Source organism: Pectobacterium versatile, from assembly GCF_020166435.1.
Taxonomy (GTDB): domain Bacteria; phylum Pseudomonadota; class Gammaproteobacteria; order Enterobacterales; family Enterobacteriaceae; genus Pectobacterium; species Pectobacterium versatile.
The window spans coordinates 1-26,121 of sequence record NZ_JAINZP010000033.1 but is presented as its reverse complement, the minus strand read 5'-3'; the positions used below and the strand labels follow the sequence as shown (position 1 = coordinate 26,121).

Sequence of the window (26,121 nt, the reverse complement as noted above, 5' to 3'; positions counted from 1 at the left end):
AGTTGCGTGGTTTTTTCTTTTCATGGCGTCTCACGTTATCTCATGACAGCGCAGTCAAAAATGAGTACTGGCATGAGTACAATCAGTTCCCATCTTCATTTTAAGGACGCAGGCACGGCCTGCCGAAATCACCAAAGCGAAATGGTCAGAGTTCAATCTCGATAATGCACGATCGGCCAATTACCTGCCGATAGTCACGGGGACTGACGCTTATAGTTGAGCGAAAGGAATATTACGAAGTACAGAATAGTGCAATTCAAATTCATCTGGTTCTAAATATAACCTAAACCACAATTGGTTAGCAGTTGACTCGCAAAGTGGTTACGAGAATAAAATTAAAGCACATTAATTAATGTATAAGGATAAATATTAATGAGGTTTTCAATTCTGGCTCTAACCATTGCCGTGTCTATTCCTTTTGCTGCCATGGCGGATGCGGGAAATCATTTTTTTACCCCCGAAAGTGTTAACGGTGAAATTGGTTTGGGTAGCCTGAGTGGCAAGACCAAGGAACAGGTTTACGACCCAGATTCTGCCGGACATAAGAACAGCCAACTAAACTGGAAATACAGTAATACCGCAATCATTAAAGGTTCTCTTGACTGGGGTTTAACTCCATTGATATCGATCGGCGCTTCAGGCTGGACAACTCTCTCCAGCCGTGGTGGCTATATGGATGACACTGACTGGCTGGACGAAAGCCAGGAAGGATGGACGGATCAGAGTAAGCATTCTGATACCCGCTTAAACTACGCAAACGAATTTGATTTCAACGTAAAAGGGTGGGTACTAAACGAACCTGATTATCGTTTCGGCGTGATGGCTGGCTATCAGGAGAGTCGCTACAGCTTCAAGGCTTCTGGAGGATCCTACCACTATACTAATGAGAATACGGGCTTACCTGATATTGGCTCTTTCCCTGCCGAGACAGTAGTAATCGGCTACAAGCAGCGCTTTAAAATGCCGTATATCGGCCTTGTGGGTAGCTACCGTTATGAACGTTTCGAGTTCGGTGGCAGCTTTAAATATAGTGGATGGGTACGCGCATCTGACAACGATGAACACTACCTGACAAATACAACCTTCAGAGCAAATATTAAGAACCAGAATTTTTACTCTCTTGCCGCGAACGCTGGTTATTACTTAACGCCCAATGCAAAAGTTTATGTGGAGGGATCCTGGAACCGCATAAACAACAAAAAAGGCAGTTTGTCTGCCAATGATTACAGCACTGGCGAGATAAATAGCGCAGTGAATAGCAGCGCTATTGAGAGCTATAACTTTATGACAACAGTCGGCCTGAGGTACTCTTTTTAAATTCAGTTAGCCGGATCATTTATCTGATTTTCCTCAGTTCGTATATTCTGAGTAGGGGGACGCCGGACGAATGGCTCCGCGCCGAAGTTTTCAGCAACATGCTCATGGGCGGCGAGTAAAGCGCTAATGATGGCGATAGCGACACCGTCAGCGGAGACCCGCACGGTATTGAAAATCTCCGTTGCCATTCCGACCCGCTCCGGCGTTACCACGTTGACAGCCAACGCGGCCATAAGCCCCCACGATCGTTTAGTGGATGTTATTGGTGATGGTACGCACCGGAACCCTGGCGGATTCAGGGCTCAAGCGCCGTCAGCTGGGCACGTTCCGCCGTGTGCTGGTCGGTGCGCCAGAATATTTTAAGGAACACGAATAGCGCTCCGTGGCGGAGGGGCACAAGCTTGACTCTCGTTACGCCCCGCTACCACCACTGACTAAACGTCTGCTGCGGATTATCAACCTGAACGCGTTCACCAATGCGGGGCGTCATCAGTCGCCAGTCTTGGTTTTCGCTGGCTTGCGCAATACGTTCCAGCGGATCGTTCCAGCGGTGGTGTGCCAACTTAAATTTACTGTTATGGCTCGGCAATACCGCTTTAGCCTGCAAATCACTGGCTGCCTGTGCGCTCTCTTCCGGCGTCATGTGAACATAAGGCCAGTCCCGATCGTATTGCCCGCATTCCAGTATCGCGATATCGAACCCACCCAGACGCGCAGCGATCTCCTTGTAATGCGCGCCATAGCCGCTATCCCCGCCGAGATACAGACGATACTGTGGCGTAATCAGCGCAAATGAGCCCCACAGCGTTTGATTATGTTTGAGGAGCCGACCAGAAAAATGCTGTGTAGGAAGCACATGGATGTCGACCCCGTTCTCTTTCAGGCAACTGAACCAGCCGCCTTCCGTAATATCTTTTTGTGGAAAACCCCATTTTACAAAATAGGAACCTACGCCCGTTGGCGTGACGATGCGGCGGATTTTCCCGCGTAGCGCGTTCAGCGTGGGGTAATCCAGATGATCCCAGTGATCGTGGGTGATCAGCAGATAGTCGATTTCGGGAACATCGTCCGGTGAGTACACATTGCTGCCCTTGAAGGCGACGTTGGTGCGCGGCACTGGCGAAGCGTTGTCGCTAAATACCGGATCCAGCAGGAACGTTTTCCCTTCCAGTTGAATAAAATAGCTGGAGTGTCCCATCCAGATGATGACGTTATCCGTTTTACTCAACTGATACAGATTGGTTTTTTCCGACGGCAGTTGGGTATCTGGCAACGCGCCAGCGTCTTTCTCGAAAAGAAAGCGATACAGCAGCGTGAATCGGTTCTGGCTATCGACCGTCGGGCGAGCCACTGGGTTATGAAACGCGCCATCGCGAAAGAGTGGGTTTTCCGGCTGGGGCTTGACCTCTGGTGATACATACTGCGGCTGTTTTAACCAGCCGTAAACGGCGACTACAATCACAGCCAAAACGAGTAACAAAAGCATAGCGTTTATCCGGTGTCGTTTCGTGATGAATATATTTCGTAATGAATGTCGTTTCACCATGCCCGATTTCAGGCATCGGCCCTTTGGCACCGGCAGTTATGCACGAACGCTGAGAATCTGGCAAGGGAGAACTGGGGGATTTTTGGTGCAAAAAAAGCGAAGGTGTTCGCCTTCGCTCAGAAATGTTGATGAGAAACCGTGGTGGTCTGTCGCCGCTGACGCCTGTCCTACTGTGTCAGCGCAGATTATTTTTTAAGCGCCAGCATCGTTTTTCCCATCCCGACAACAAACTCATTTTGTTGCCCGATGACCTTATTCAGCGCGGCTTCATCCTGAATATTTTCGACCGTGTTGATCGCCTGCACTTCCAGCACGCGCCCTTTAATCAGCGTCGAGCATAGCGAATGCAGAACCTTGTTATTCAGAATCGTTTGTAGGCAGCGAAAAGGCGTCGCATCGTCAATGTTTCCCGCACGCTGATCAGGTTTGATGCGCTGGCGCAGCATCTCTTTTTCCGTACTGGCGATCACCGCATCCAGATCGCTGGGCTTGGAGGCAATCGGGACGTTGCCATCTCTATCTGGCGGCAGCATGAACAATGAAACCAGCGCCTTATTGCCTGTCGTAGGGTCAACATACTCGGTCTGCACCATGTGGTTTGCCGCATCGACCACTTTTTCTCGCTGAATCATGTTCAACAGCTCCGCAGGTAATGCATCAGTAAGATCCTGCGTGGTATAGCCGACGAACAAGTCTGGATCCTTTGTCTCAGCAAGCCCGTGCAGAGGCAGTACCAGTAACAGACCCGCAATCCCTTTCTTTATCACACTGATTTTCATTATGTTCCTCTGATATTAATGGTGTGTATCATCCCGTCATGCTCAGCACGTTCATGTCGATAAACTTCGACTTTTTACCATCTTTAAACCGATTTGTTGAATAACTCAGAATCGGGTTCAACATCCCTAAAACGAGGTTAATTATCAGACCATATTATGATGGTCAACTAAAATTGGCCACCATAACCACCTTCAGCAGTTAGTTCATGATCACAATAAGGCGTATCACATCAGTGACCTCTCTCCTGCGAACACGCTTAATTAGTCAATTGCCGCGTTTCCAAAGCTCAGCTATAACTAAATGAGCAACGATGATTTTTTGACAGGAGCCAGCGGGAAGGCAGTAAACGAGATCTCACGTACAGACTTGTTATGTTAGGGGGCGCGCTGATGGCTATATCGACGGATAATCAGGTAAAAAAAACACTTCGCCTGAGTGATGGACCGGACTGGACGTTTGAGTTGTTGCAGGTTTACCTTGATGAGATTGACCGAGTGGCCAAACTGTATCGTCTGGCGACCTACCCTCATCAGATTGAAGTCATTACTTCAGAACAAATGATGGACGCCTATTCCAGTATAGGCATGCCGATCAACTATGCCCACTGGTCGTTCGGGAAGAAATTTATCGAAACCGAGCAGCGTTACAAACATGGGCAACAGGGGCTGGCATACGAAATCGTTATTAATTCCGATCCCTGTATCGCGTATTTGATGGAAGAGAACACATTGCCAATGCAGGCGCTAGTAATGGCACATGCCTGCTACGGGCACAACTCGTTCTTCAAAGGCAACTATCTATTCCGCAGTTGGACCGATGCCAGCTCCATCGTCGATTATCTGCTATTTGCTAGGCAGTATATCGCGCAATGCGAAGAGCGTTATGGCGTGGACGAGGTGGAACACCTGTTAGACTCCTGCCATGCACTAATGAATTACGGTGTTGATCGCTATAAGCGCCCGCAAAAAATCTCGCTCGAAGAGGAAAAATCCCGCCAGAAAAGCCGTGAGGCCTATCTGCAAAGTCAGGTGAACGATCTCTGGAAAACATTACCACGACGTGAACAGGGCACTACGCCAGAGCAAGTAAGACGCTTTCCGCAAGAACCGCAAGAAAATTTGCTCTACTTTATGGAGAAAAATGCCCCCCTGCTGGAGCCTTGGCAGCGAGAGGTTCTGCGCATCGTACGGAAAGTCAGTCAGTATTTCTATCCGCAGAAGCAGACTCAGGTGATGAATGAGGGCTGGGCCACCTTCTGGCACTACACCATTCTTAATCATCTTTATGATGAAGGTCGAGTATCTGAGCGCTTCATGCTGGAATTCCTGCACAGCCATACCAATGTGATTTATCAGCCGCCGTATAACAGCCCATATTACAGCGGCATCAACCCGTATGCGCTGGGTTTTGCGATGTTTCAAGACATTAAACGTATTTGTCAGTCGCCAACGGATGAAGATCGCTACTGGTTCCCCGATATTGCAGGTAAAGACTGGCTTGATACGCTGCATTTTGCGATGCAGAACTTTAAGGACGAAAGCTTTATCAGCCAGTTCTTATCACCTAAATTGATGCGTGACTTCCGGTTATTTACGGTGCTGGACGATGATCGCAATAACTATCTGGAAATTGCAGCTATTCACGATGAAGAAGGCTATCGATTGATCCGGCAGGAGCTGTCCGCACAGTACAACCTGAGCCATCTGGAGCCGAATATTCAGGTCTGGAACGTGGATTTGCGCGGTAATCGGGCGCTGACGCTGCGCTATGTTCCGCATAACCGCACACCGTTGGATAAAAGTAGCCAGGAAGTATTGAAACATGTCCATCGTCTGTGGGGGTTTGACGTTCACCTAGAGCAGGCTAACTTAGATGGCAGTATTGAGCTGATTGAACGCTGCCCGCCGCGTAACGGAACAGCTTCCGCCTAGCCGAATGCAGTGACACAGATAAAAGGTCGCGTTGGTAAAAGACTACGTAAATAAAGACAAAGGGGATTCAGGTAACAATCTGAATCCCCTTTTCATATTCTCACAATGAAGACCATGCCGCGTATAATGTCTTAGCGGCGGACTTCCGCGATATCCCGCGGAATAGTGCCCTGCATACTGTGCCAGATCGCCCCACTTTCTTTACCGTACTGTCTGACGACATCCATCACCTGATCGTATAGCTCTTCGCTACGCAACGTTTCCAACCGACCATAAAAACTCACCGCCAGTTTGCGGGCTTCTGGGTTGGAGAAATAGTATCGGCCAACACGAATATATAATCCTTTCAGACCATTCAGGATCAGACCATAGATCGGGTTGCCAGAGGCAAAGGCCAAACCACGGAACACGTTGTAGTCAAGTTGCGCAAAGGCTTCTGCGCTATCGTCCACTACGTTTACCTGAGTCAATACATCGCGCACCTTTTCTGGGTGCTGGCGTAACGCCGTCCGAATAAAGATCGCGGCAATGTTGGTTCGCACCGCCAGCAAATTATCGATCAATTGTGGCACGCTATCGTGATCGAGCCGAGCCAGCGTTTCCAGAATATTAAGACCAGAGGTTTCCCAAAAATTGTTAATCTTTGTTGGCTTCCCATGCTGTATCGTCAACCAGCCATCGCGGGCTAAACGCTGAAGCACTTCACGCAGGGTCGTACGGGTCACGCCAATCAGTTCGGAAAGCTCTCTTTCCGCGGGCAAAATAGAGCCAGGAGGAAAACGGTTATTCCATATACTTTCGATAATGTATTCTTCCGCGAATCCAGCCGGACTTTGCGCCTTTATAACCATGTGTTTAATAATCCGTAGCGGTGATTGCCGAAAAGAGCCAAATCATAATACCAGACGAAAGAATCATGATATAGCGCCGTACTCGAGCACCAAACAATTTCAATGAAAAATTGTGACTGCCAACCACGCTATTGCGGCGCAGGACGGTAGACACCTGACCATTTGTAAAGTTTTTACGGTATGATAAAAACCATCAAACTATTCTGACGAATAAGGATTTCCCTTCCATTATGATTGGCATGCCCCTCCATCATGCGCTGTTAAAAAACTTCCTGGGATATGCGCCAGATTGGTACAAACTGACTATTTTCGGTTTCTTGCTGATTAATCCGCTGTTGTTCTATTTTATCAGCCCGTTTTGGGCTGGTTGGTTATTGGTTGTAGAGTTTATTTTTACGCTCGGTATGGCGCTGAAATGTTATCCACTACAGCCTGGCGGATTGCTGGCGTTAGAAGCAATACTCATCAGCATGACCAGCCCACAGCAGGTGTGGCATGAGGTTACAGGGAATATTGAAGTCCTCATGCTGCTGGTGTTTATGGTGGCAGGCATCTACTTCATGAAGCAACTGCTGCTCTTTGTGTTTACCAAACTGCTGCTACGCATTCATTCCAAGACGCTGCTTTCACTTGCTTTCTGTATCGCCGCCGCCTTTCTTTCCGCATTCCTTGATGCGTTGACCGTGATTGCCGTTGTTATCAGCGTCGCTATCGGGTTTTATGGTATTTACCACCGCTTCGCTTCCCAACAGGGTGAAGACGACACTGATATCAGCGATGACAGCGCGTTAAGCAGCGAGGAGCATCATCGTACGCTAGAGCAGTTCCGGGCATTCTTACGCAGCCTGCTCATGCACGCTGGCGTCGGTACGGCACTGGGCGGCGTAATGACGATGGTTGGCGAACCTCAGAACCTGATTATCGCGAAAAGCGCAGGCTGGGATTTCGTCAGCTTCTTCCTGCGCATGTCACCCGTGACCGTCCCCGTATTTATTTGCGGCATTCTGACCTGCGTGCTGGTCGAGCGTTTTAAACTCTTCGGCTACGGCGTCAATCTGCCAGACAACGTGCGTCGCGTGCTTGAGGATTACGATCGGGACATGACAGAAAAGCGCACACAGCAGGATAAAGCGCGCTTAATCGTACAGGCGGTGATGGGTGTCTGGCTCATCGTCGCGCTGGCGTTTCATCTGGCTGAGGTCGGGTTGATTGGCCTTTCCGTAATTATTATGGTTACGACGTTCTGCGGCGTGACGGAAGAACATGCGATTGGCAAAGCGTTTCAGGATGCCATGCCGTTTACCGCGCTGCTGACGGTCTTCTTTGCCATCGTCGCCGTCATTATCGACCAGCAGCTGTTTTCACCAATTATCCATTACGTCCTGCAATCTCCTGACAGCACGCAACTGACGCTGCTTTATCTGTTTAATGGCCTGCTATCATCGATATCGGATAACGTCTTCGTCGGCTCGGTTTATATCAATGAGGCGCGTAATGCGTTTGAAAGTGGCCACATCTCGTTACCCCAGTTCGAACTCTTGGCCGTGGCGATCAACACTGGCACCAACCTGCCTTCCGTTGCAACGCCGAATGGGCAAGCCGCATTTCTGTTCCTGCTAACGTCCTCACTGGCACCGCTTATCCGTCTGTCTTACGGCCGCATGGTGATCATGGCGCTGCCTTACACGATTGTGATGACGCTGGTCGGGCTGCTTTGCGTTGAATTCACACTCGTGCCATTCACGGATTTTTTGATGAATAACCAATGGATTTCTTTGCCAGACTTGATCATATCGGGCAGCCACTCATAATCACGATCGTGTATAGTCATCACGGTGGCGATAATTTCGGTATTGATGACGCTATCAATGCGATTTTCACCGCCGCAGAATGACAGAAAAGCATCAAATAAACATATCGTTACGTTTTGCACAGTGAAATGATGGCAGTGAAGCCAGAACGGTTTACACTGCTGCTTTAATCATGTTTAGCATGGAATATTTTTATGTTGCGATTTCTTAATAGTTGCTCACGCGGGCGTGGTGCGTGGCTGCTGCTGGCGTTTACTGCTTTAGCGTTGGAATTGGTCGCGCTCTATTTTCAGCACGTTATGTTATTAAAACCGTGCGTGCTGTGTATCTATCAGCGTTGTGCGCTGTGGGGCGTGTTCGCAGCAGGTATTGTTGGTGCCATCGCGCCATCAACTGCGTTGCGTTACCCAGCCATCGCGCTATGGATATACAGTTCTTATGAAGGGTTCCGACTGGCATGGAAACACACGGATGTTTTGTTAAATCCGTCACCGTTTACCACCTGTGATTTCTTTGTCAGCTTCCCGTCATGGCTGCCTTTAGACAAATGGCTTCCAGCCATTTTCAATGCGACAGGTGATTGCTCAGTACGGCAGTGGGAATTCCTTTCGATGGAAATGCCGCAATGGTTGCTTGGCATCTTTGTAGCTTATCTGTTGATTGCCGTGCTGGTATTGATCGCTCAGCCTTTCCGCCCTAAACGTCGCGACCTCTTCCTCCGTTAGTTATTACCAGAAGCCCGACAGTATGTCGGGCTTCTGGTAACTGTTTCTACGCTTCACAGGCTTGTACCAACCATCACTGCTGTGGCCTGTAGATATCGCGATAATGGACTAACCACTCGTTGAAAAAAGGCCTTTTTCCCTGCGGGGTTCTTCATGATATTTCATCTGCGTCGATCTTTTTTCCTGACTTTCCATGAAAGCAATCGTAGAAGCAGCAGCACGATTCGCATAATGAAAAAGAGAAATGTGAGGTGGAAAGCAAAAAACAGATAGGCAGTTGGATTCAGGCATGAATGTCTGGCGTTCTCTACCTCAACGATATTTAAACCACCAGCCCCTTTCTGAGCGTTTTTTCTTCATTAACATGCCCCTAATACCTGTAGTGCATACCGCAGGTCAACGACGACTTTTCACTCTATGAGGTACTTCTATCGCAATTCATTTATTCAGGAGAAATAACCATGTTAGGCAATATCAATCTCTTCATCGCCATATTGGGCTACATTCTTTTTCTCAGCTTTCTGGTAGCGTATCTGAGCCCCAAATGAAATAACTAATGAAAACTGATTCTCCCCCGATAAAAAGCCCCTCTTCTGAGTGATTCAGACTGAAGGGCTTCTCGTTTTAACCAGGTAACAGCCAGCACTGAACAGAAACTATCGTGCCCATTTTGGTTTGTTCAAAATGTGCTCCTGCCAGTCCATCACCTCGCTTTCGCGTACAGCGATATGACGGACAGAGATACGCTCACGGTGCATTGCCGTTTTGGTGCCGCTGACTAGGGGATGCCAATGTGGTAAATCTTCACGTTCATGAATCAGCCGATAAGCACAGGTTGCCGGTAGCCAGTTAAACGTCAGCAGGTTTTCACGCGTCAGCTTGATGCAATCCGGCTCATACTCGAAGCGTTTCTCATAGTTACGGCACTGGCAGCTTTTAATATTCAGCTGATTACAGGCGACGTTGGTAAAGTAGATTTCCTCCGTATCCTCATCAATCAGTTTATGCAAACAGCACTGACCGCAGCCATCGCACAGCGACTCCCATTCATCGTCAGACATCTCAGACAACGTTTTTTGCTGCCAAAAAGGGCGTTCAGTCATTTTTCTTCCGGTTACTCTGTATTATGAATAAAGATGTGTGATTCGGCAGGCTGCGGCGGGATGAGGTTTTACTGCCCGTCGTTCAACACGGGCAGTTGGGGCGTTAGATAATACGCGTGCTCAACGTCCGGTCATTCACCGTAATCGTCAGCATGTCGCCTGACAGGATCGGACCAACCCCTTTCGGCGTACCCGTTAAAATAATATCGCCCGCACGTAGCGTAAAGAAACGGCTCATATAGGCAATCAGCGGCAGAATCGGCGTAATCATATCACGCGTGTTGCCCTGCTGGCGCATTTCATCATTCACTTTTACCCCTAAATCGGTTTGCTGCGGATCGCCAAACTCGGCAACCGGAATAAAACCGGAGATCGGACAGGAACCGTCAAACGCTTTCGCTTTTTCCCACGGCTGGCCTGCTTTTTTGAATTCGGACTGCAAATCACGCAGCGTCAAATCCAGCGCCACACCATAACCGGCTATCGCCCGAGCGACGCGTTCTTCATTGGCCTGCTTTAGCTGCGTACCAATCAGAACTGCCAGCTCGACTTCGTGGTGAACTGAGCCTAGGTTTTTGGGAATAGCGACTGGCTGACGTAAATCACACAGTGCAGTTTCAGGTTTGATGAATAAAACAGGCTCGCTCGGGGTCGCATTTCCCATTTCTTTGATGTGTTCTGAATAGTTGCTCCCTACGCAAACGACTTTGTTTACTGGCAAATCAAGCAGCGCGCCCTGCCAGTCTCTGTGTTGATACATGGGTATTCTCCTGCCCTGTCTGTTGGATTATCGCTGCCTTCATCGCGTAGAAACCGCCCAAAAGAAAAACAGCTATATAAGAACACGATGGTGCAAAACCATCGTTATATCACCGCAACGGGGGTTCCCCCAACAGATTTCAGAAGAGTGAAGCAGGGGATCGCGTGATTTGAAATGGCTTCCCCATCAGAAAGGGAAACAATTATATCCGTCATAATTCAAGTTGCCTGTGCGTTGGCTGCGCTACTCGGCACACTTACGTATGCCTCACCCCGTTGGGGGTCGTTGCAAGCAGCGTTCAAATCTGCCTCTGCCAGATTTGTTACTCACCCAAATCATTTACCTAAGTAAGTTCATCGGGATGAAATGAGAGACAGGATGTCTCTCACCGAAGGCCAGCCAACGGCTGGCCAAATTCGTTCCCGACGGATTTGTCTTTCTCTTGCCGCCTGCCTGAAACTCGAATTATTTAGGATATAAATTATGGTGGGGAGAAACTCAAAAAGTGAATATTTATCGCGCGGAAAATTATGTAAACAGCCAAGTTATTCCGCGCCAAATTATTTTTGCGGTTTTATCTGAAAGTGCACCTTAGTATTATTTTTTTACATTTACATAGGCGTGTTTAATAAGCTCTCGACCGGAGGAGGCACTTGCAGATAAAAACCCTGTTCCTGTAGCGCAAGCTTCACTTTTTCTATATCGGCATTTGCCAGTTTTTTACGTCCCTCTAACGGTAAAAGCATGGCTAACTGCGGTGCGCCGAAACTTTTCATTAATTCTGCCGGCACGCGAGAGAAATCGTCTTTTTTTTCAACATAAAGGTAGGTCTGATCGCGTTTCGCACTTCGGTAGATCACACAAAACATTTTTTTTACTCTATTTGATGGGAATGCCATCTTGCCTGTATATAATTGTAACTATACCATGCTTACAGCGCTCTGGAATATCATGCCTTAAATGTTACTCTAGGGATTAAAAGATGCTGAAACTGGGTCAGGATAGATGTCACAAACGCCAATAGAGCTAAAAGGCAGCAGCTTTACCTTATCGGTTGTTCATTTGCATGATTCCCAACCCGAGGTAATTTACCAGGCACTACAGGAAAAAATAGAGCAAGCACCTGCTTTCCTGAAAAATGCCCCCGTTGTGATTAATGTTGCTACATTAACGGCGGAAACCGACTGGATAAAATTGCAGCAGGCCATTTCGTCAACCGGCCTGCATGTCGTCGGCGTCAGCGGATGCACAGATGACGCATTAAAGAAAATCATTGCGCAGGCGGGGCTTCCCCTTCTGAGTGAAGGTAAAGCACAACGTCGGGTCGTCGAACCCGTTGCCGCCGTTCCTGCTACGGTGAAAACGAAAGTCATCAATACCCCCGTTCGCTCTGGCCAACAGATTTACGCTCGGAACTGTGACTTAATCGTCACCAGCAGCGTCAGCGCAGGGGCAGAGGTGATTGCCGATGGCAATATTCATATTTACGGCATGATGCGTGGTCGTGCTCTCGCAGGCGTTTCTGGCAATATTGAGAGCCAGATATTCTGTACGCACCTAGCAGCAGAACTGGTCTCTATCGCTGGCCGTTACTGGCTGAGTGACCAGATACCTGGACCGTATTTTGGGCAGCCAGCACGGATCAACCTAAACCAGTTGGACAATGTTTTAACGATAAAACCTCTAGACTAGAATCTCCCAAGGAAACATTTATGGCACGCATTATCGTTGTTACATCGGGTAAAGGGGGCGTTGGCAAGACCACATCAAGCGCGGCCATTGCTACCGGTTTAGCCCAGAAAGGAAAAAAGACGGTTGTCATCGATTTTGATATTGGTCTGCGTAACCTTGACCTAATCATGGGATGCGAACGTCGCGTGGTGTATGACTTCGTGAACGTTATTCAGGGTGATGCCACGCTGAATCAGGCACTGATCAAAGATAAGAGAACGGACAATCTCTACATTCTGCCTGCATCACAAACACGTGATAAAGATGCATTAACGTACGAAGGCGTGGAGAAAATACTCAACGACTTGGGCGATATGGCATTCGATTTTATCGTGTGTGATTCGCCCGCTGGGATCGAAACTGGTGCGTTGATGGCGCTCTATTTCGCTGATGAAGCGATTATAACCACCAACCCAGAAGTTTCTTCCGTTCGCGATTCCGACCGTATTCTGGGCATTCTGTCCTCGAAGTCGCGTCGTGCGGAGCGTTCTGAAGACCCAATCAAAGAACATTTGCTGTTGACGCGTTACAACCCTGGCCGAGTGAGCCGTGGCGACATGCTGAGCATGGAAGATGTTCTTGATATCCTGCGGATTCCGTTGATTGGCGTGATTCCTGAAGATCAATCGGTCCTCCGTGCCTCTAATCAGGGTGAGCCCGTGATTCTGGATGCTGAAGCCGATGCAGGTAAAGCTTACGCAGACACCGTTGAGCGCTTGCTTGGCGAAGAGCGTCCTTTCCGTTTTATTGAAGAAGAGAAGAAGGGTTTCCTTAAACGACTTTTTGGGGGATAAATTATGGCTTTACTGGACTTCTTTCTGTCCCGCAAAAAAACGACAGCCAATATTGCCAAGGAACGGCTGCAAATTATTGTCGCGGAGCGACGCCGGGGAGATAGTGAACCCCATTATCTGCCGCAATTAAAGCGAGACATTCTTGAGGTTATCTGTAGATATGTACAGATTGATCCTGAAATGGTGACGGTTCAACTTGAGCAAAAAGGAGATGATATTTCCGTGCTTGAGTTGAACGTTACCTTACCGGAAGCGGAAGAAACGTCTAAATGATTTTTTCGCTGCGATATCCCCTGCTTTTACGCAGGGGATATACTCATCATACTTCAAATTTTATGTTCGTTGGCTATATTACCTCCCTCCATTCTTGAACGACAGACTAAACAGACATTCAATAGAACTGCCTTCTGATCTCCTTCAATCTGAAAATATGTTATCGTCGTTAACATTCTTGATTCGTCTACCAACGTTAATGCGGAGTTAAAATAATGAATTTACAGTTGTTACTTCCGGTATTACTCTCTACAAGCCTCGTATCATGTGCTCAATATGACTACAATGCACATCAAGATAAAAAACCAGCGACAAGTCACCCCAGTCCGATATATTCAGTTGATGATAAAGGAAAGTTAATAAGAGACAGGCGTATGGAGAAGATTCGAAGCCGAGGTTGTGTAGATAACAGCACTGATTGTGGGAGACCTGTCGGCTGGTAGCTATTGGCGCTGTTTTTGATTCTAAGTCTCCCATCACTACAGAGGAAGACTCATTTTTTACTTCTACATCTGTTTTTTCCGCTTTCCCTCCACCCTACTCGCTGCTTTTTCCATAATTGAATCACCGCAACAAATAAGGCGTATTGAGAATGTTCGTTTGCTGTTGATTAATAGCCCTGGACAATTTCACGCAGTTCATCACCATATAACTGGCCGCGCCAGCCAGACAACATTTCCGGCATCCCCGCATCTTGCCCACTTAATTTCCAGTGCCAGTTCAGCAGACGATTAATTTGGCGACGTGAAGCCAAAAGCTCGGCGGATAATCCACTCTGTTCGCTCACGCGCTGCACTAGCGCTTTGATATCTTTAAACGCCTTTTTATAGCCGGGATAGTCGATTAAATTCATCACCGGAGGTGGGCAATCCGCATCAGCAATACCGTCCGTCTGTGTAACACAGTCCAACAGCGTTTTGCCGTGGTAGCGGATTTCCGGGCCGCTCAGCCCCAGCGAGCTCAGCTCACCCAGCGACGTCGGCAGACAACGCGCCACCTGCAAGAGGTTCTCTTCACGTACGACAAAATTCACCGCGCTGTCTCGCTCGCGCGCTTTACGCAAACGCCACTCAGCCAGACGCTGAAGGCAAGCCAAATTTCGGCCACGCAGCTGCCAGGCGTTGCCAAATTCGCGATAGGCCAGCGCCGGTGCCAGAATATCCTGCTTACGCTGACACAGCAGGAGACACTCATCCAGCGCGGCATTCATCCACCCTGCGGCTTCCGTATCTGCCACTAATCGAATGGCCATCGGCAACAAATAGAACACATCGGCAGCAGCATAATCACACTGTTTTTCGCTCAGCGGACGAGCAAGCCAGTCCGTTCTCGACTCGCTTTTATCCAGCGTCACGCCCATGTAGTCAGCCACCAGCGCAGCAAAACCATACGAGAGCGGCTTGCCTAAAAATGCGGCCAGAATCTGTGTATCAATGAAAGGCGTCGGCAGCGTTCCAAACGCATTGAGAAACACTTCCAGATCTTCGCTGCCCGCATGCAGGAATTTAGTGACCTGTTCATCACGCAGTAACGCTTGAAGAGGGGCCCAGTCGGTAATCGTTAACGGGTCGATGAGTGAAAGCTGTTCGCCGTCATACAATTGAATCAACCCTAATTGCGGATAATACGTGCGGGTTCTGACGAACTCCGTGTCCAATGCCACCTGCGGAAAGCGTTGCGCCTGGGCGCAAACCTGTTGTAACCCGATGTCGGAAGTGATCAACTGATAATTCAAAACGTCATTCTCTTGGTTGTTTTTACTTTACGGTTCTGGGTCAAATCCGTATCGCCGTAAAAATTCCCGGCGGACATTTTTAACGTTGTGAGCGACGGCCCATAGGTTATTCGCCATAAAAAAGAACGCCGGATAAACCGACGTGAAAACATCATATCGCGTCCTGCCTCTCTCTGGCAGTCGTTTTTCGCGGAAAATCATCAGGCGGCAGCGTCATTCTTCGCCTTCTTCTCGTCACGCAATTCACGGCGCAGGATTTTCCCAACATTAGATTTCGGCAAATCGTCGCAGAATTCGATCTCTTTCGGCACTTTATAACCTGTGAGGTTGCGGCGGCAGTGCGTAATAAGTTCCTCTTTCGTTAACGAGTTGTCACGCCTGACTACAAAAGCTTTGACTGCCTCACCGGAGGCCTCATTTTCCACCCCAATCACTGCCGACTCGGACACTTTGGGATGACGACTGATAACATCTTCAATTTCCGTCGGATAAACGTTAAAGCCGGAAACCAGAATCATGTCTTTCTTACGATCGATGACTCGCAGGAATCCTTCATCGTCAGAAGTGACAATGTCACCCGTTGCCAGCCAGCCATCTTTTAACACGTCATCTGTCGCGGCAGGCTGCTGCCAGTACCCTAACATCACCTGCGGCCCGCGCACCCAGAGTTCACCCGATTCGCCCAGCCCAACATCGTTACCGTTGTCGTCAATGATTCTGACATCCGTTGATGCCACCGGCAGCCCGATACTGCCGCTGTAATGTTTGAGATCATAAGGGTTCACGGCCACCAAGGGGGAACTTTCTGTTAATCCATATCCCTCAAGCAGATGTTTACCCGTTAACTTCTCCCAGCGTTCCGCTACCGCCCGCTGCACCGATGCACCACCTCCAACGGACAGTCGCAGTGTCGAGAAATCGAGTTCATGAAACTCTTTATTATTTAACAACGCATTAAACAGCGTATTCACGCCCGTAATCGCAGTAAAAGGATACTGTTTCAGTTCTTTTACTACTGCGGGAATATCCCGGGGATTGGTGATAAGCAGATTCTGTCCGCCCAACTCAAAGAACAGCAGGCAGTTAGCCGTCAAAGCAAAAATATGGTACAGCGGCAACGCCGTTACCACCCATTCATTTCCTTCCCTCAATACCGGGCCATAAGCCGCAAGGCACTGTGCCAAATTCGCCTGCATATTGCGGTGCGTGAGCATGGCGCCCTTAGCCACCCCCGTCGTGCCGCCGGTATATTGCAGAAAGGCGAGATCGCTATTGATGATATCAGGCCGAACATACTGCTGGCGTCGCCCTTCCTGCAAAACGCGACGAAACGATATCGCATCCGGCAGATGATACTTGGGCACTAGCCGCTTAATGTATTTCACTACGAAGTTAACCAGCGTGCCTTTTGCCGTGGATAGCTGGTCACCCATGCGAGTCAGGATAACGTGCTTCACCGCCGTGTTATGAACGACTTTTTCCAGCGTATGCGCGAAGTTAGACACGATAACAATCGTGCTGGCGCCGCTGTCTTTTAGCTGGTGTTCCAGTTCCCGTGGCGTATACAGTGGGTTAACGTTGACAACGACCATACCCGCACGCAACACGCCAAACAGTGCAACGGGATATTGCAGCAGATTGGGCATCATCAACGCCACGCGATCGCCTTTCTGCAATTTAAGCTGGTTTTGTAGGTAGGCCGCAAACGCCCGGCTCCGCTCCTCCAGCTTACGAAACGTCATCACCTCACCCATGTTGATAAATGCAGGTCGATCGGCATAACGCCTCACACCATTTTCAAACATTTCAATCAACGACGAATAGCGGTCCGGATCGATTTCCGCCGGCACATCCGCCGGATAGCGTGATAACCAAATTTTTTCCAAGACGTCACTCCCGAGATATTTTTTTAGTGGCATAGTCGTCGCCCTCAGAGGCTTATTGTTATTAACATTATTTTAACTCAGCCTACCAGTTAGCTAACAAACAATGTTAAGGTTGCGAGATCGATCACTAATTTATTCTTTATTCAAAAAAAATCAGGCAACCTGCGTTGCCTGATCTCAATAGCCTACTGGGTAGATTCTTATTCTGTCACGACATTCTCAATCCGTGCCGGACCGGGCCAACCGCCGTCAAATCCCCAACCTGGGCCCCAACCGTAGCCGTAACCCGCTCGCCATCCCCACGGGCCATAGCCATAGCCGCCGGGTGGTGTTATCAGACGCTGCACAACATTCCAACGCTTGTAGCCCTGCGCATCGATCACGACATAACGATAGGGTTTATCCCCAATAGCACCCTGTTCGGTGCCGACAATCGGTCCGACAACGGTGACCAGTTGGTCTTTAAAATCGACAGGTTCCAGAAAGCGATTCACATAAGCAATAAAACGCCCTTCTGACGGCATATCCAACCGCGGTTTCGCGCCGCTATCCAGCGGCATGCTGGCAATTTCCAGACGCGTTTTATTTGCTTCATTGCGGATGCTGACCACCCGCCCACCAAAGCGTGATTCCTGACCGACATAAATCTGCGGCGCATTCATCACACGCACCAAATCGTCCTGCGGCGTTGGTGAGGTGCCTTTAATGGCATCCGGCACCGTGACACAGCCAGAAAGCAGCAGTGCTGCCGCAACCAGCATACCGAGGCGTACTTTTTTCTGATTCAGATGCACACGCTTTATCTGTACGCTTTTTATTTGTACGCTCTTTATTTGTACGGACATGGCACAACCCCCTCTACCAGATATCTGATAGTTAGACTGCACAGCATCGAATAAGTTGCTGTTTATGACGGTATACTTCACGCCAAATGTGCATTCTGACTAGTCGCGGCCGGGCAGCTTTTTCCAGGTTACTTCATTGCGCAGGTAGCGCGGTTGCGCATTCTCAACGCTGACCGCTTTTCCTGCCTGCCATAGCTGACAGGCCAGCGGCAACATGTCCTGCGCCTGCGGCAACAGCACGTCGCCCTTCGCTAACACCAACGAAGAATGACTGACCAGTTCAGGATAGGTTTCCCACCCAGTTCCTACCGTGGCCCATTCACCTGACAGCGCGGCAGTTAACGCCTGCACCTGTTCAGGTTTCAATACCGCTTCCTCGGATTCCCCCTGCCAGCTACCGTCAGCGTTACGCTGATAGCAACCCCAGTACACTTCTCCCATCCGCGCATCAATGGCCGCCAGCACCTGCGTTGCCTGCGTGAGACGGAAAGCGCCCTGTGCCATCGTCGCCAGTGACGATACGCCAAGCAGCGGTAAATCCGCTCCCAGCGCCAGCCCTTGGGCAATGCCAATACCAATCCGCACGCCGGTAAAACTTCCCGGCCCCTGACCAAAGGCCAACGCATCAAGATCCTTGAGCGTCAGACCGCTATCGGCCAGCACCTGCTGCACCATCGGCAGAATACGTTGTGTGTGTTCACGGGGACAAATTTCGAACAGAGAATGAATTTCACCTTCATTCCAGAGTGCGACGGAACAGGCTTCCGTTGCGGTATCAAGCGCTAGAATTCGCGTAGACATGCCAACCTCAGGCAGGATAAATAAATCTTAATGGCCCGTATCATAGCATAAGCCCCTGTCGTGCCGCAGCCCTTCCCGCCATCGATCAGGTCATGCGGCAACCGCCAATTGGGAATTATGTGTTACGCGTCAGGAAATTAATCGCCTGCCGAATATCGCGGGTACGCGGCGTCGGCGGCAGGCTGTTAAGGAACACGGCACCATACGGACGCATCACCAGCCGGTTATCACAAATCACAATCACACCGCGATCGTCGACATCACGGATGAGTCGCCCGACGCCTTGCTTCAGGGTAATCACCGCATCGGGAACCTGCACATCGTCGAAAGGCTCCCCACCGCGCAAGCGGCAGTCTTCAATACGCGCCTTGAGCAGCGGATCGTCCGGCGAGGTAAACGGCAGTTTATCGATAATGACGCAGGAGAGCGTATCGCCGCGCACATCCACACCTTCCCAGAAGCTGCTGGTCGCCACCAGCAAGGCATTACCCGCCGACACAAACTGCGACAGCAGTTGCGCCTTGCCGGTTTCGCCCTGTAACAGCACCGGTAGCGTCAGCGTAGCGCGGAATTCGGCCGCCAAATCGCGCATCATCTGATGCGAGGTACACAGCATAAAGCAGCGCCCCTGATTCGCCTCGATCAACGGCTGCAACATCGCCGCCAGCCTTTTTGCCGCACCGGGACGATTGGTTTCTGGCAAATTACGGGGGACGCAGAGCAGCGCCTGATTGGCATAATCAAATGGGCTGGGTAACAGGAGCGTGTTCGCGTTATCCAGCCCCAGCCTATCGGTGAAGTGGAAGAGTTGGTCGTTAACCGACAGCGTCGCGGAGGTAAACACCCAAGCCGCAGGTTTCTCTTTTATTAATTCACGAAAGCGATCGGAGACGGATAACGGCGTCAGCGCCAACACGAAATGGCGTGAATTACATTCGTACCAGTAGCTGTAACCCGGTAGCTGCACGTCTTTCAGCCGTTTCAGGCGGTTGCGATAGAGCGTAGCACGCTCAAAGGCAGCATCCAGCAGCGCTGAACGCCCAAGCGACAGTTTCGCAACGTCGTAACACAGCTCCAGCGCATCATCCAGCAGCACCAGCGCACGCTGAAGCGACGGCTGTTCGAGCACATCGCGCAGATTACCGCGAAACCCCGGATCGCCCAGCGCCAGCCGAAAATCCTGCGTACTTTGCGTCAGGCGATCGGCACTTTTTTGCAGTTGAGAGGCATCACGCACTTCGGTGCGGTAAGCAATGATGATGTCTTTCGCCAGATCCAGCAGTTGGCGGCTGGAAAGCTGCTGGCCGAAATATTGGCTGGCGATATCGGGAATTTGGTGGGCTTCATCGAAAATGACGACGTCACTTTCTGGGATCAGCTCCGCAAAACCGCTCTCCTTCACGACCATATCGGCCAGATAGAGATGATGGTTGACCACCACGATGTCGGCATCCATCGCTTTACGCCGAGCTTTCACCACGAAGCACTCTTTATAGTGCGGACAGTCGCTGCCCAGACAGTTATCGTTGGTGCTCGTCACTAACGGCCAGATCGCGCTGTCTTCTGCCACGCCTGAACAGGTCGTGACATCGCCCTCCGTCGTTTCTGACGACCAGCCGCGCAGCCGAACCAGCTCGCTCAGCGTTTCACCGGGTAAATCATCGCCGCCCAGCGATTGCTGTTCAAGCCGTTCCAGACAGAGGTAGTTCGAGCGACCTTTCAGCAGCGCTAATTTGCCTTTGTACTTCAGCGCCTGCGCGATCGTCGGTAAATCGCGGCTATAGAGCTGATCCTGTAGCGCTTTCGAACCGGTCGAAATGATGACTTTTTTATCTGAACGCAAGGCGGGCGCAAGGTAGGCATAGGTTTTACCGGTTCCGGTCCCCGCTTCCACCACCAGCGCCGTTTTATCGTCGATAGCCCGCATGACGGCCTGCGCCATCTGTCGCTGTGGCTCACGAGGCTTGAAGCCCGTGATCGCTTTAGCCAGCGCGCCGTCATTAGCAAAATCATCAATTACACGATCGTTCGTCACGCCTGCTCTCTTTTTCAAGGGAATGCTGTATCCGTAAGCCCCTGACCGTTTCAGGCCGTGGCAAAATATCGCGCTGATTATGCCAAGAGTCACCCGACGCTACCACCCTAAATCAGGAAAGCGTGCCGGAACCTGCTGTGTTAGGCTTGGCGGCTGGTATTGATTGATGTCACTATTTTAATTATCCCCACATGGAGAACCCCCACCTCATGGCGATCACACGAATTAATCCTGAAGCACGTTGGTCAGACGCCGTCATCCACAACAACACGATCTATTACACCAGCGTACCGGAAAATCTGGATGACGACGCACAGGCGCAAACGGAAAACGCGCTGGGCGCGTTAGATGCGATCCTACAACAGGCGGGAACGGATAAGAGCAAGCTGTTAGACGTGACGATTTTTCTCGCCGATGCGGATGATTTTGCTGCGATGAACGCCGCGTGGGATGCCTGGGTCGTGGCGGGTAGCGCGCCTGTACGCTGCACCGTGCAGGCTAAATTGATGCATCCGCAATTCAAAGTCGAAATCAAAGCGATTGCTGCGGTATAAGCCATCACCACTTTTATACCCTAAATAATTCGAGTTTCAGGACAAAACGTATTCGTTTTGAACAACGCGAAGCGTTAGCCCTTTAGGGCGATGCTCAGTCATGAGCATCGTAACGCGGCAAGAGAAGGACAAATTCGTCGGGAACGAATTTGACCAGCCAACGGCTGGCCTTCGGTGAGAGACGGGAGGTCTCTCATTTCATCCTGATGAGCTTACCCAAGTAAGTGATTCGGGTGACTGACAAATCTGCCAGAGGCAGGTTTGAACGCGGCTTGCAGCGGCCCCAACGGGGCGAGGTCCACGAAAGTGGGCCGAGTAGCGCGGCCAACGCACATGCAACTTGAAGTATGACGGGTATAGGGGGAAGCGTGGTTATTGCTCTTCTTCCTCTTCCCCATCGTCAAAATGGTGTTCTTCGTCGCTGTCATTAAATTCGTCATCATCTTCGTCAAACATCATCGCGACGGTGTCACCTTGATGATTCTGACGGATCTCGGCAGCAACCAGTGCTATCGCCTGGCCGCTGCTCATGCCCTCAGACATTAATTCCTGAATACGCTCTACGGCATCTTGTTGCTGCTTGTGCGTCAGCGCGGGCATACCTGCAATCATGATATTTTCCTAGTTGGTAAATTCGCCTGCATCATCGCACGCCCACTTCGGCATACACCAGCATTTCCGCTTTGTGGTACGCTGTGGTCAGTAAAATCGACACAACCACACAGTGAACACAACACGAAAAACATGACTGCCGCCAATACGACTCACGTACCTAACGCAAGCGATTCAACCACAGCAATAGGCTCCGCCGTTATCTATCACGCGCTGCCTTACTACCCAACGGTGCTGCTCGAACGCTTTGCGCCTTTTTCCCAACAGCCGTGGGCGATGTTGCTGCATTCCGGGTTTGCCGATCATCCGCACAACCGCTTCGATATTATGGTCGCTGACCCGCGAGTTACGCTTTGCACGCGCGGAGACAAGACGGAAATCACACGTGACAGCGTCACGAATACCGTAGAAGGCGATCCGTTTACCTTATTGCAAGAGCAGCTTGATTCACTCTCGTTGCCCGCGGAAACACATCCTGATTTCCCTTTTCAGGGGGGCGCACTTGGTCTGTTCGGCTATGATCTGGGGCGTCAGATTGAAACGCTGCCCGCACAGGCCGAACGGGACATCGACCTGCCGGATATGGCGGTGGGTCTATACGACTGGGCGCTGGTTGCCGACCACCATCGGCAGACGTTAACGCTGATCGTACATCATTCCCTTCAGGCAAAGCTCGACTGGTTAGCGACTCCGCCCGTTAACGCCCCAAAAGCCGATTTCAGCCTTACCAGTAGTTGGCAGCCGAATATGTCACGCGAGGCGTACGGCGAAAAATTCCGCAAAATACAGGACTACCTTTTGGCGGGAGACTGCTATCAGGTCAACCTGGCACAGCGCTTTTCCGCGGCTTACGATGGTGATGAATGGCGGGCATTTTTACGACTGTCAGCAGGCAATAAAGCGCCCTTTTCCGCTTTCCTGCGCCTGCCGGAAAATACCGTCATCAGCGTATCGCCGGAACGTTTTCTCTGGCTGGAAAACCACCGCATTCAAACGCGCCCGATTAAAGGCACACTGCCGCGTCTCGCAGACCCGAATGCCGATAAACAACAGGCGGTGCGACTCGCTAATTCGGAAAAAGATCGCTCAGAAAACCTGATGATTGTCGATCTCCTGCGTAACGACATCGGTCGCGTCGCGGTGCCGGGCAGCGTCCGCGTGCCGGAGTTGTTCGTCGTCGAGCCTTTCCCCGCAGTGCACCACCTGGTCAGCACAATTGAAGCTCAGCTACCGGAAGATTGCCCCGCAACCACGCTGCTACGCGCCTGTTTCCCCGGTGGATCGATTACCGGTGCGCCCAAAATCCGCGCCATGCAGATTATTGAAGAGCTGGAGCCTCAGCGCCGCAATGCCTACTGCGGCAGCGTCGGCTATATCAGCCTGTGCGGCACTATGGACACCAATATCACTATCAGGACGTTACTAACTGAACGCGGCAAAATCTACTGCTGGGCGGGCGGCGGCATCGTCGCCGACAGTCAGGAACAGGCTGAATATCAGGAAACGTTTGATAAAGTGGGCCATATACTTCCCCTGCTGGATGGTTCCCAGACAATTCAGGTACTGAGTCAATGAGTGAGATCGCTTTGCCGCCAACGGCTTTTGCGTTGAATGACTTTATTACGCGCTTTCAGTTACAGCTTCCGCCATCGCTGCGACCTGTGCACCAGCAGCGTCAGGCCGCGGTTTTGGTGCCGATTATTTGTCACCCTACGCCTACGTTGTTATTGACCCGACGTTCTGCCGAACTACGTAAGCATGCTGGACAAGTGGCGTTCCCCGGCGGGGCGGCGGATAAAGAAGATCGTTCAATCATCGAAACGGCGCTGCGTGAAGCGCAGGAAGAAGTGGCTATCCCACCGGAAAATGTGCAGGTTCTAGGAGTCTTACCGCCGTTGGATAGCGTTAGCGGCTTTCAAGTCACACCCGTCGTCGGGCTGATCGCCCCACAAACTCGCTTTCATCCCAATGAAGACGAAGTCGCCGAACTGTTTGAAATGCCGCTAGACGAGGCTTTCGCGCTAACGCGCTATTACCCGCTGGATATCGAACGTAAACAGCAACGCCACCGAGTTTACCTCTCCTGGTATCAGCAGCAGTTTGTCTGGGGGCTAACCGCTACCATCATTCACCAACTTGCTTTACAGATTTCCGACAGGCACTAAGCTCAAAGCAACGTTTGGTTCACCACTTTTCTCCCACTAAATATCCCTATTTTAAATGCGGCATTTTCGTTCAAAAAACACTCCATTATAGAATTTACAATGATTTAAATCGTATTTAGGATAAGTTAAATTATATAGTGGCATAAGTTTATTTCATGCGAAAAAGAAAGTCTTACGACATATTCCACACTACAATAACGCGATTTGACGAGTTTTATTCTAATCTTGGGGTATATATCCACTACAATTCAGGTCATGTCTCGCTGAAACCGAAATCATTAGATAATTCGCAGCATAACTATCTGATTATGATGAAGGAACCAGATGCAGGCGATCGGGTAATAAGAGTGGGTGCAACCCTGAGCCTTTGAGGAGTTTCGCGTGATAAGCGTTTTCGACATGTTTAAGATCGGTATTGGCCCTTCTAGCTCTCATACGGTTGGACCGATGAAAGCCGGTAAGCAATTTGTCGATGAATTGATCAACCAGAATTTACTGGCCGCAACCACGCGCATTGCCGTCGATGTGTATGGCTCACTGTCACTGACGGGTAAAGGCCACCATACGGATATCGCTATCATTATGGGTCTGGCAGGCAACATGCCGGATACCGTTGATATTGATGCCATTCCCGGTTTTATCCGCGATGTTGAGCAACGCGAACGCCTGCTTCTGGCTAACGGGCAGCACGAGGTAGATTTCCCACGCGAAGGCGGTATGGTTTTCCGTAGTGAAAATCTACCGTTGCACGAAAACGGCATGACCATCACCGCATTTGCCAGCAATAAAGAAATCTATAGCAAAACTTACTACTCTATTGGCGGCGGCTTCATCGTTGATGCGGAGAGTTTCGGTAAAGACGCCACCACCGATATTTCCGTTCCCTATACCTTCAATTCCGCCAAAGAGATGCTTGAGCACTGCAAACAGAACGGCCTGTCCCTTTCTGGGATGGTGATGCGCAACGAACTGGCACAACACAGTCGCCAGGAAATTGACGCCTACTTTGCCGACATCTGGCAGACGATGCGTGCCTGTATCGATCGTGGCATGAACACCGAAGGTGTTTTGCCCGGCCCGCTGCGCGTACCACGTCGCGCCTCTGCACTGCGCCGTATGCTGGTGTCGTCCGATAAGCTATCCAATGACCCGATGAACGTGGTGGACTGGGTTAATATGTTCGCGCTGGCAGTGAATGAAGAAAACGCCGCAGGTGGCCGTGTGGTTACCGCACCAACGAACGGTGCATGCGGCATCGTCCCTGCTGTCCTTGCCTATTACGACCACTTCATCGAGCCGGTTAGCCCGACCATTTATATTCGTTATTTCCTCGCGGCGGGCGCGGTTGGCATTCTCTACAAAATGAACGCCTCCATCTCCGGTGCCGAAGTAGGCTGTCAGGGTGAAGTGGGCGTAGCCTGCTCTATGGCAGCCGCTGGATTGGCAGAGCTGATGGGCGCAAGCCCGGAACAGGTTTGCGTCGCCGCCGAGATCGGTATGGAACACAATCTGGGCTTAACCTGCGATCCAGTTGCGGGGCAAGTACAGGTCCCGTGCATCGAGCGTAACGCAATTGCTTCCGTTAAAGCGATTAATGCCGCCCGCATGGCAACCCGCCGCACCAGTGAAGCACGCGTCTCGCTGGATAAGGTGATTGAAACCATGTACGAGACGGGTAAAGACATGAACGCCAAATACCGCGAAACCTCACGAGGCGGGCTGGCGATCAAAGTGCAGTGTGATTAACATGCCCAGTAATTAAAAAGCAGTGTAGTAATTAATTCCCCATCCCTATCCCTAATGCCGATCAGTTAAGGATCGATTGACCGATCCTGTTACTGTGTAAGAATCCGTAATCTCACAAGA

At 50.4% G+C, this 26,121-nt stretch carries 25 protein-coding genes; 12 read left to right on the top strand and 13 right to left on the bottom strand.

What is annotated here, in order from left to right; all coding sequences use genetic code 11:
* The first annotated feature begins 372 nt into the window (after window positions 1-372).
* Window positions 373-1,317, top strand: a complete 945-nt coding sequence (locus tag K7X24_RS20890; protein ID WP_224558168.1) for an omptin family outer membrane protease — start codon at window positions 373-375, stop codon at window positions 1,315-1,317.
* A 2-nt stretch (window positions 1,318-1,319) separates the two neighbouring features.
* Here K7X24_RS20890 and K7X24_RS20885 read toward each other — a convergent pair whose 3' ends face one another.
* From K7X24_RS20885 to K7X24_RS20875, 3 genes are all read right to left on the bottom strand, one after another.
* A complete protein-coding gene (locus K7X24_RS20885) occupies window positions 1,320-1,550 on the bottom strand; it encodes a hypothetical protein (RefSeq protein WP_208852023.1) in 231 nt (76 codons plus the stop codon).
* A 188-nt stretch (window positions 1,551-1,738) separates the two neighbouring features.
* The gene (locus tag K7X24_RS20880) at window positions 1,739-2,803 is read right to left on the bottom strand and encodes an MBL fold metallo-hydrolase (RefSeq protein ID WP_224558167.1); all 1,065 of its coding nucleotides are present in this window, start codon (window positions 2,801-2,803) and stop codon (window positions 1,739-1,741) included.
* A 245-nt stretch (window positions 2,804-3,048) separates the two neighbouring features.
* Window positions 3,049-3,642 (bottom strand): hypothetical protein, encoded by a 594-nt coding sequence (locus K7X24_RS20875; RefSeq protein WP_224558166.1) that lies wholly within the window; start codon window positions 3,640-3,642, stop codon window positions 3,049-3,051.
* Between the two features lie 390 nt (window positions 3,643-4,032).
* Here K7X24_RS20875 and K7X24_RS20870 point away from each other — a divergent pair, with 390 nt between their 5' ends.
* Window positions 4,033-5,574: a SpoVR family protein gene (locus K7X24_RS20870; protein ID WP_224558165.1), complete on the top strand. Its 1,542-nt coding sequence runs from the start codon at window positions 4,033-4,035 to the stop codon at window positions 5,572-5,574.
* A 131-nt stretch (window positions 5,575-5,705) separates the two neighbouring features.
* On the opposite strand, the gene fadR is transcribed toward K7X24_RS20870, so the two are convergent.
* Window positions 5,706-6,425 (bottom strand): fatty acid metabolism transcriptional regulator FadR, encoded by a 720-nt coding sequence (gene fadR, locus K7X24_RS20865; RefSeq protein WP_224558164.1) that lies wholly within the window; start codon window positions 6,423-6,425, stop codon window positions 5,706-5,708.
* A gap of 230 nt (window positions 6,426-6,655) precedes the next feature.
* On the opposite strand from fadR, the gene nhaB reads away from it, so the two are divergent.
* The 3 genes from nhaB to mgtS all read left to right on the top strand — a co-directional run bounded on the left by nhaB (window position 6,656) and on the right by mgtS (window position 9,509).
* Window positions 6,656-8,236, top strand: coding sequence for a sodium/proton antiporter NhaB (gene nhaB / locus K7X24_RS20860; protein WP_224558163.1), 1,581 nt, complete (start codon window positions 6,656-6,658; stop codon window positions 8,234-8,236).
* 194 nt (window positions 8,237-8,430) lie between these two features.
* On the top strand, window positions 8,431-8,961 hold the full coding sequence (gene dsbB, locus K7X24_RS20855; protein WP_224558162.1) for a disulfide bond formation protein DsbB: 531 nt from the start codon (window positions 8,431-8,433) through the stop codon (window positions 8,959-8,961).
* 461 nt (window positions 8,962-9,422) lie between these two features.
* A complete protein-coding gene (gene mgtS / locus K7X24_RS20850) occupies window positions 9,423-9,509 on the top strand; it encodes a protein MgtS (RefSeq protein ID WP_224558170.1) in 87 nt (28 codons plus the stop codon).
* A gap of 108 nt (window positions 9,510-9,617) precedes the next feature.
* Here mgtS and K7X24_RS20845 read toward each other — a convergent pair whose 3' ends face one another.
* The 3 genes from K7X24_RS20845 to K7X24_RS20835 form a co-directional block, all read right to left on the bottom strand.
* Window positions 9,618-10,064: a YcgN family cysteine cluster protein gene (locus tag K7X24_RS20845; RefSeq protein ID WP_224558161.1), complete on the bottom strand. Its 447-nt coding sequence runs from the start codon at window positions 10,062-10,064 to the stop codon at window positions 9,618-9,620.
* Between the two features lie 103 nt (window positions 10,065-10,167).
* Entirely contained in the window at window positions 10,168-10,824 is a 657-nt protein-coding gene (locus tag K7X24_RS20840; RefSeq protein WP_224558160.1) for a fumarylacetoacetate hydrolase family protein, read from the bottom strand.
* Window positions 10,825-11,435: 611 nt separating this feature from the next.
* The gene (locus K7X24_RS20835) at window positions 11,436-11,693 is read right to left on the bottom strand and encodes a YcgL domain-containing protein (protein WP_224558159.1); all 258 of its coding nucleotides are present in this window, start codon (window positions 11,691-11,693) and stop codon (window positions 11,436-11,438) included.
* A gap of 136 nt (window positions 11,694-11,829) precedes the next feature.
* On the opposite strand from K7X24_RS20835, the gene minC reads away from it, so the two are divergent.
* Genes minC through minE form a run of 3 tightly spaced genes read left to right on the top strand, consistent with a single transcriptional unit; the run spans window position 11,830 to window position 13,622 of the window.
* On the top strand, window positions 11,830-12,516 hold the full coding sequence (gene minC, locus K7X24_RS20830; protein WP_224558158.1) for a septum site-determining protein MinC: 687 nt from the start codon (window positions 11,830-11,832) through the stop codon (window positions 12,514-12,516).
* A gap of 20 nt (window positions 12,517-12,536) precedes the next feature.
* Complete coding sequence (gene minD, locus K7X24_RS20825; RefSeq protein ID WP_224558157.1) at window positions 12,537-13,349, top strand: septum site-determining protein MinD; 813 nt, start codon at window positions 12,537-12,539, stop codon at window positions 13,347-13,349.
* A 3-nt stretch (window positions 13,350-13,352) separates the two neighbouring features.
* Window positions 13,353-13,622 carry a cell division topological specificity factor MinE gene (gene minE / locus K7X24_RS20820; RefSeq protein ID WP_224558156.1) on the top strand — a complete coding sequence of 90 codons (270 nt, stop codon included), beginning with the start codon at window positions 13,353-13,355 and terminating at the stop codon, window positions 13,620-13,622.
* Window positions 13,623-14,232: 610 nt separating this feature from the next.
* Here the strand turns inward: minE and rnd are convergent.
* The 5 genes from rnd to K7X24_RS20795 form a co-directional block, all read right to left on the bottom strand.
* Window positions 14,233-15,357, bottom strand: a complete 1,125-nt coding sequence (gene rnd / locus K7X24_RS20815) for a ribonuclease D (protein ID WP_224558155.1) — start codon at window positions 15,355-15,357, stop codon at window positions 14,233-14,235.
* 200 nt (window positions 15,358-15,557) lie between these two features.
* On the bottom strand, window positions 15,558-17,243 hold the full coding sequence (gene fadD, locus K7X24_RS20810; RefSeq protein ID WP_224558154.1) for a long-chain-fatty-acid--CoA ligase FadD: 1,686 nt from the start codon (window positions 17,241-17,243) through the stop codon (window positions 15,558-15,560).
* A 200-nt stretch (window positions 17,244-17,443) separates the two neighbouring features.
* Window positions 17,444-18,088, bottom strand: coding sequence for a Slp family lipoprotein (locus tag K7X24_RS20805; RefSeq protein WP_318013157.1), 645 nt, complete (start codon window positions 18,086-18,088; stop codon window positions 17,444-17,446).
* A gap of 99 nt (window positions 18,089-18,187) precedes the next feature.
* On the bottom strand, window positions 18,188-18,889 hold the full coding sequence (gene tsaB / locus K7X24_RS20800) for a tRNA (adenosine(37)-N6)-threonylcarbamoyltransferase complex dimerization subunit type 1 TsaB (protein ID WP_125232698.1): 702 nt from the start codon (window positions 18,887-18,889) through the stop codon (window positions 18,188-18,190).
* A 115-nt stretch (window positions 18,890-19,004) separates the two neighbouring features.
* Window positions 19,005-20,924 carry an ATP-dependent DNA helicase gene (locus tag K7X24_RS20795; protein WP_224558153.1) on the bottom strand — a complete coding sequence of 640 codons (1,920 nt, stop codon included), beginning with the start codon at window positions 20,922-20,924 and terminating at the stop codon, window positions 19,005-19,007.
* A 209-nt stretch (window positions 20,925-21,133) separates the two neighbouring features.
* Here K7X24_RS20795 and K7X24_RS20790 point away from each other — a divergent pair, with 209 nt between their 5' ends.
* Window positions 21,134-21,478 (top strand): RidA family protein, encoded by a 345-nt coding sequence (locus tag K7X24_RS20790; protein ID WP_010299926.1) that lies wholly within the window; start codon window positions 21,134-21,136, stop codon window positions 21,476-21,478.
* A 372-nt stretch (window positions 21,479-21,850) separates the two neighbouring features.
* Here K7X24_RS20790 and K7X24_RS20785 read toward each other — a convergent pair whose 3' ends face one another.
* Window positions 21,851-22,090, bottom strand: a complete 240-nt coding sequence (locus K7X24_RS20785; protein ID WP_127031013.1) for a YoaH family protein — start codon at window positions 22,088-22,090, stop codon at window positions 21,851-21,853.
* A gap of 132 nt (window positions 22,091-22,222) precedes the next feature.
* On the opposite strand from K7X24_RS20785, the gene pabB reads away from it, so the two are divergent.
* From pabB to sdaA, 3 genes are all read left to right on the top strand, one after another.
* On the top strand, window positions 22,223-23,665 hold the full coding sequence (gene pabB, locus K7X24_RS20780) for an aminodeoxychorismate synthase component 1 (RefSeq protein ID WP_224558152.1): 1,443 nt from the start codon (window positions 22,223-22,225) through the stop codon (window positions 23,663-23,665).
* Window positions 23,662-24,255 carry a CoA pyrophosphatase gene (locus K7X24_RS20775; protein ID WP_224558151.1) on the top strand — a complete coding sequence of 198 codons (594 nt, stop codon included), beginning with the start codon at window positions 23,662-23,664 and terminating at the stop codon, window positions 24,253-24,255. Before pabB ends, K7X24_RS20775 begins: the two co-directional genes overlap by 4 nt.
* A 381-nt stretch (window positions 24,256-24,636) precedes the next feature.
* Window positions 24,637-26,001 carry an L-serine ammonia-lyase gene (gene sdaA, locus K7X24_RS20770; protein ID WP_224558150.1) on the top strand — a complete coding sequence of 455 codons (1,365 nt, stop codon included), beginning with the start codon at window positions 24,637-24,639 and terminating at the stop codon, window positions 25,999-26,001.
* Window positions 26,002-26,121: the final 120 nt, after the last annotated feature.

Coding starts and splice junctions, on each gene's coding strand:
- dsbB (WP_224558162.1), top strand. CDS start 8,431: ATGTTGCGATTTCTTAATAGTTGCTCACGCGGGCGTGGTGCGTGGCTG.
- K7X24_RS20880 (WP_224558167.1), bottom strand. CDS start 2,803: ATGCTTTTGTTACTCGTTTTGGCTGTGATTGTAGTCGCCGTTTACGGC.
- K7X24_RS20890 (WP_224558168.1), top strand. CDS start 373: ATGAGGTTTTCAATTCTGGCTCTAACCATTGCCGTGTCTATTCCTTTT.
- K7X24_RS20845 (WP_224558161.1), bottom strand. CDS start 10,064: ATGACTGAACGCCCTTTTTGGCAGCAAAAAACGTTGTCTGAGATGTCT.
- K7X24_RS20870 (WP_224558165.1), top strand. CDS start 4,033: ATGGCTATATCGACGGATAATCAGGTAAAAAAAACACTTCGCCTGAGT.
- minE (WP_224558156.1), top strand. CDS start 13,353: ATGGCTTTACTGGACTTCTTTCTGTCCCGCAAAAAAACGACAGCCAAT.
- mgtS (WP_224558170.1), top strand. CDS start 9,423: ATGTTAGGCAATATCAATCTCTTCATCGCCATATTGGGCTACATTCTT.
- K7X24_RS20785 (WP_127031013.1), bottom strand. CDS start 22,090: ATGATTGCAGGTATGCCCGCGCTGACGCACAAGCAGCAACAAGATGCC.
- K7X24_RS20805 (WP_318013157.1), bottom strand. CDS start 18,088: ATGTCCGTACAAATAAAGAGCGTACAAATAAAAAGCGTACAGATAAAG.
- K7X24_RS20790 (WP_010299926.1), top strand. CDS start 21,134: ATGGCGATCACACGAATTAATCCTGAAGCACGTTGGTCAGACGCCGTC.
- fadR (WP_224558164.1), bottom strand. CDS start 6,425: ATGGTTATAAAGGCGCAAAGTCCGGCTGGATTCGCGGAAGAATACATT.
- pabB (WP_224558152.1), top strand. CDS start 22,223: ATGACTGCCGCCAATACGACTCACGTACCTAACGCAAGCGATTCAACC.
- K7X24_RS20875 (WP_224558166.1), bottom strand. CDS start 3,642: ATGAAAATCAGTGTGATAAAGAAAGGGATTGCGGGTCTGTTACTGGTA.
- K7X24_RS20835 (WP_224558159.1), bottom strand. CDS start 11,693: ATGTTTTGTGTGATCTACCGAAGTGCGAAACGCGATCAGACCTACCTT.
- K7X24_RS20885 (WP_208852023.1), bottom strand. CDS start 1,550: ATGGCCGCGTTGGCTGTCAACGTGGTAACGCCGGAGCGGGTCGGAATG.
- minC (WP_224558158.1), top strand. CDS start 11,830: ATGTCACAAACGCCAATAGAGCTAAAAGGCAGCAGCTTTACCTTATCG.
- tsaB (WP_125232698.1), bottom strand. CDS start 18,889: ATGTCTACGCGAATTCTAGCGCTTGATACCGCAACGGAAGCCTGTTCC.
- K7X24_RS20775 (WP_224558151.1), top strand. CDS start 23,662: ATGAGTGAGATCGCTTTGCCGCCAACGGCTTTTGCGTTGAATGACTTT.
- nhaB (WP_224558163.1), top strand. CDS start 6,656: ATGATTGGCATGCCCCTCCATCATGCGCTGTTAAAAAACTTCCTGGGA.
- minD (WP_224558157.1), top strand. CDS start 12,537: ATGGCACGCATTATCGTTGTTACATCGGGTAAAGGGGGCGTTGGCAAG.
- K7X24_RS20840 (WP_224558160.1), bottom strand. CDS start 10,824: ATGTATCAACACAGAGACTGGCAGGGCGCGCTGCTTGATTTGCCAGTA.